The sequence below is a fragment of the Pseudomonas sp. NPDC089743 genome, from assembly GCF_044748785.1.
GTDB lineage: Bacteria > Pseudomonadota > Gammaproteobacteria > Pseudomonadales > Pseudomonadaceae > Aquipseudomonas > Aquipseudomonas putida_X.
In genome coordinates this window covers 1-1,170 of sequence record NZ_JBIVGS010000042.1, presented here as the reverse complement: position 1 = coordinate 1,170, position 1,170 = coordinate 1, and the positions used below count along the sequence as shown (strand labels likewise).

1 protein-coding gene and 1 pseudogene are annotated in these 1,170 nt (G+C 60.9%); both read right to left on the bottom strand.

Annotated elements, in window-relative coordinates; all coding sequences use genetic code 11:
* The coding region (locus ACIPZC_RS26025; RefSeq protein ID WP_400630437.1) for a phage portal protein at window positions 1-889 on the bottom strand (889 nt) is incomplete at its 3' end.
* A gap of 2 nt (window positions 890-891) precedes the next feature.
* A pseudogene (locus ACIPZC_RS26020) lies at window positions 892-1,170 on the bottom strand (terminase large subunit); the annotation flags it as partial.

The window sequence follows — 1,170 nt, the reverse complement described above, 5'->3', positions numbered from 1 at the left end:
TCTTGCCGGCACGGTTGGCCAGCCACAGCGGGACGCCGTAGATGCCCGCTAGTGCTTCTTCCTGAAACTGCTGCGACTCGATGAACTGCGCGTCCCTCTGGCTGATACCGGCCGGGACAATCTTCGGGTTGCCCTGTAGGACGGCCATCTTGCCCATGTCGTCGGCGTCGGCCTTGCGCACGTCGGGAAACTTCTTCATGACCATGGCTTGCTGGGCCTCGGTCAGGAACTGCTCGTAGATGACATAACCGCCGGTAAAGCCGCCCTTGCGCATGAATCGCGCCGACCAGCGTTGGCCGGCCTTGGCCAACCCCATGGTTTCGGCCTGATGCTCGATTGGCGACAAGCCGGTGATACCGTCCATGCTGAATAGCTTGAAATGCAGCATGTTCTCCGGCGAGACCGGAAAGCGATCGCCTTTGCTGGGCGTCACCATGTAGAGCAGATCATCATCGGTGTCGATGCTGACCGTCCTTCCATCCAGCGGGATCAGCCCGATGGGGTCGCCATGAACGTTGCGCTCAATTAAGGCGAAGGCGTTGCCACGCAGCGCCATGTTCACAACCACGAACTTCAAGAAATTCAGCCGGGTCATGTACGGGTTGGGCTTGTTCAGCAGTTTCTGCGTCCGATCCTTACCGTCCACCATTGCCCGGTTGCCGTCCTTGTCGTCGTACAGCTTGAGCGGCAGGCCGCTGAGCGATTCGGACAGGATCTTGACGCAGGACCAGACCATGCTGATCGACAGTGCGGCCTTGGTCGTGACCTTGATGCCGGAGGCGGTGGTTTTTCCGCCGACCTCCATGTCCACCTCGACGTAGTCGCCGGTGGTTGGGTCGGTGTAGCCGAAGAACCGCCAGGTGCTCGGGTTGTACCACTTGAATGACATGGTCAGCCTATTAGGTCAAAGAAGCCGTTGTTGAGGTAGTTGTCCATGCCGCCCTTCGCCTCAGGGTTGAGCGCCATCAGCGTGACCGCGTTGAACAGAGCCATCAGCGGGTCGATCTTGGCCGAGCCGCTGGCCTGCTTGGTGATGAGGATGGCGTTACCGCGCGGCTCGACCCTGGCGTTACCGCAGCACCAAGCCATAAGCGGTTGCCCGCCGTGCAGCAGAGTGCCTTCGGCCAGCTTGCGCTCGGCGGTCTTGATGGCTCCCCCTAGGCGCCAGCC